This window comes from uncultured Pseudoalteromonas sp. (assembly GCF_963922945.1).
In the GTDB taxonomy this organism is placed as follows: Bacteria; Pseudomonadota; Gammaproteobacteria; order Enterobacterales; family Alteromonadaceae; genus Pseudoalteromonas.
This window is the reverse complement of the sequence record NZ_CAWUKC010000155.1, coordinates 1-3,152: the sequence shown is the minus strand read 5'-3', so window position 1 is coordinate 3,152 and position 3,152 is coordinate 1. Positions and strand designations below refer to the sequence as shown.

2 protein-coding genes are annotated in these 3,152 nt (G+C 41.1%); one reads left to right on the top strand and one right to left on the bottom strand.

Annotated features, from left to right (window positions below):
- Positions 1-80: 80 nt before the first annotated feature.
- Entirely contained in the window at positions 81-1,349 is a 1,269-nt protein-coding gene (locus tag AABI99_RS17820) for a bacterial transcriptional activator domain-containing protein (RefSeq protein WP_338367461.1), read from the bottom strand.
- Between the two features lie 180 nt (positions 1,350-1,529).
- Between AABI99_RS17820 and AABI99_RS17815 the strand changes: the two genes are divergently transcribed.
- A complete protein-coding gene (locus AABI99_RS17815; protein ID WP_338367460.1) occupies positions 1,530-3,131 on the top strand; it encodes an ABC-F family ATPase in 1,602 nt (533 codons plus the stop codon).
- Positions 3,132-3,152 lie beyond the last annotated feature (21 nt).

The following is a 3,152-nucleotide window of genomic DNA, read 5'->3' as shown; positions in this document are numbered from 1 at the left end:
AAGAGGTTATGAGACGCTGCGCTTTAGAGAAGTAACTCGCATCTTGCGCGAGCAAGCCCTAAGCCTACAACCTTCATTTTTTAAAGCTTTTTGCGTAACCAAAACAAACTACCTTCGGCTGCTATCCAAGCTTGTTTGCCAAGTGAGTGTAGGTATAAAGCTACTTCTTCTTTACTACCTGGGCTGTAAAAATCAAAGCCCTCATTTTTTAGTTTTTCTTGCCCGGTGAGTATTTTTATAAAATGTTTATTAAGCTGTTTGAGTTTCTTTTTATATTGCTTGGCTTGGCTTGAATCACCATTTTTATGAAACTCACTCAAGGCACGGCTTGCTGTGGCATGGAGCTCTTCGCTGTCAAAGTCGGCTAAAAATGCATCTAACTTTTGCCACTGCCCTTTAATTATGTAGCAGTTCATTAGCCAATGACGATTTGCTTGATTATCCATGGGGTTTAGTTGCAACAGCGTTTCTAATTCATCAATGGCTGGTTGTATATTGCCTTGTAACGCGTTGATTTGTGCACGGTGCGCACGTAATGCCATGTAAGGCCGTGTTTCGTGGATCAGCCAAAAATGGCCTTGGTTTTGTGCTATATATTGCTCTGTTATAACTCCCTCAAACAGTTCAAGTAACGCTTCTATCGGCTCAAACGCTCTTGGGGTAAAGTCACTAAGAATGGCCTCCATTAACTGTTCAATCGTTTCATCATCAATCATTTTACCTGCTGCAAATTCATCGTTGTGCTGTTGATGTGCAAATTGGTCGTTAAACGCTGCCTCGTCTTCATCGCTCCAGTGAGGCTCTTCAATAAAACGAATATTGTAAAGCGCATCGGCCACAAAGTAGACGTAATTCTTTTTAAATGATTGCGCTAAGCCTTGGTTGCTAGCAAACTTTTTCACTGCGGCTTGCTCAGAGCTAAACGCATTAAGTATTTCATTTAAGCTTGCAAGCACCTCTTTTTGGCTTTTATCTAGGCTACGTTTATTAATAAACTTTAGTGCCTGTAATGCCCCTTTACAGTAATTTGGTAATGGCATATTAGCTTTGAGTGAATCGCGGTAATCGGTTTTCGATAGGCTGCATTTAGTGGGCATTTTAAAGTCTTCGCTCATCACTTTTTGCATGCTGTTATTGTAATTGGCCATTAGGCTTTCGAGGTACTTTAGCTCTGTATCTGATGTGAAATTAATTTCACCTAATAGGTCTGCCTGCCACTGGTTGGGCATTATCATGTCGGGCAGTAAACCTAATCCTAAAAAGTAACCTTGAATAAAGTAATAATCTGGCTGCTTTACACTTAACTTACTCAGTTTTATAACTTCACTGCGAATTTTAGCTGGTGACATAGTTCACTCTTTTTTCATATTTTTTATTACAATAAAGCCGTGCTCAAAAGCAATCAAGTAAATGCTAGCCTTTAATATACTTGGGCTGTATAATTTGCCGCCTTATTTACTTCTATTGCCTGGTCTATTTTCGCACCTGCTGTGCCATAACCCTGTCAGTACTTTTCTAGGACACCTTTTTTGATCTCCACCGCAAATATTACAATGCAGTTTGGCGCAGAGCCGTTGTTTGAAAACATTTCAGCTAAATTTGGCAACGGTAACCGTTATGGTTTAATTGGCGCTAACGGCTGTGGTAAGTCGACCTTTATGAAAATTTTAAGCGGTGCGCTTGTGCCTACTTCAGGCAATGTGTCTATTACACCGGGGCTTAAAGTAGGTAACCTAAGCCAAGACCAGTTTGCTTTTGAGCAATACAGCGTAGTAGATGCCGTAATTATGGGCGACGTAGAGCTTTGGAAAGTAAAGCAAGAGCGCGACCGCATTTATTCATTACCCGAAATGAGCGAAGAAGATGGCATGAAAGTGGCCAACCTTGAAAGCGTTTTTGCCGAAATGGACGGTTACACAGCCGAAAGCCGCGCTGAAGAAATACTAATAGAAGCGGGTATAGATAAAGAGTTTCATTATGGGTTAATGGCAAACGTTGCCCCAGGTTGGAAATTACGTGTGCTTTTAGCGCAGGCGCTATTTGCAAACCCAGACATACTGCTACTCGATGAGCCAACCAATAACTTGGATATTCATACCATTACGTGGCTTGCTAATGAGCTTAATAAACGTAAATGCACCATGATTATTATTTCGCATGACCGCCACTTTTTAAATTCGGTATGTACTCACATGGCCGATATTGATTACGGCGAGCTGCGAATTTACCCAGGTAATTACGAAAAGTTTTTAGAAGCGTCTAGCTTGCAGCGTGAGCAATTATTAGCCGAAAACGCTAAAAAAAGCGCTGAGATTGATGAGCTTCAAGACTTTGTAAACCGCTTTGGGGCAAACGCGTCTAAGGCTAAGCAAGCGAGCTCTCGTGCTAAAAGAATGGATAAAATAAAGCTAGACGATGTTAAAGCCTCAAGCCGTATGAGCCCATCACTGAGCTTTGACGAAGGTAAAAAAATGTACCGCCAAGCGCTTGAAGTTAATAAGCTTGGCCATGGCTTTGATGGCGAAACATTATTTAGCGGCGGCGACTTTTTATTAGAAGCGGGTGCAAAGCTTGCCATTATTGGTGAAAACGGTGTGGGTAAAACCACCTTTTTGCGCTGTTTGGTAAACGAGCTAAAATGCAATGAAGGCGAAATTAAGTGGTCAGAAAATGCAACCTTTGGTTACTGCCCGCAAGACAGCACACAAGATTTTGATAACGATTTAACGTTATTTGATTGGATGTCGCAATGGCGTACCGCTAAGCATAACGATTTAATGGTACGCGGCATGTTAGGGCGTTTGTTGTTTACCGCTGACGATGCAAATAAAAAAGCACGTAACTGTTCAGGTGGTGAAAAAAACCGTTTGCTGTTTGGTAAGTTAATGATGCAAGACATAAACGTGCTGGTAATGGATGAGCCAACCAACCACATGGATATGGAAGCCATTGAAGCTTTAAATAATGCATTAAAAGAGTTTAAAGGTACGCTTATTTTTGTAAGCCACGACCGCGAGTTTGTATCGTCATTAGCCACCCGTATTATTGACATTAAAGACAAACAAGTTATTGATTTTCAGGGTACGTTTAACGAATACCTAGCAAGCATAGAAGAGAAAAAAATTGCTTAAGCAGTAGCCGCGATTTTATAT

What these genes read in the sequence shown, in the direction of transcription:
- AABI99_RS17820 (WP_338367461.1), bottom strand. Translation starts at nt 1,349, where the DNA reads ATGTCACCAGCTAAAATTCGCAGTGAAGTTATAAAACTGAGTAAGTTA.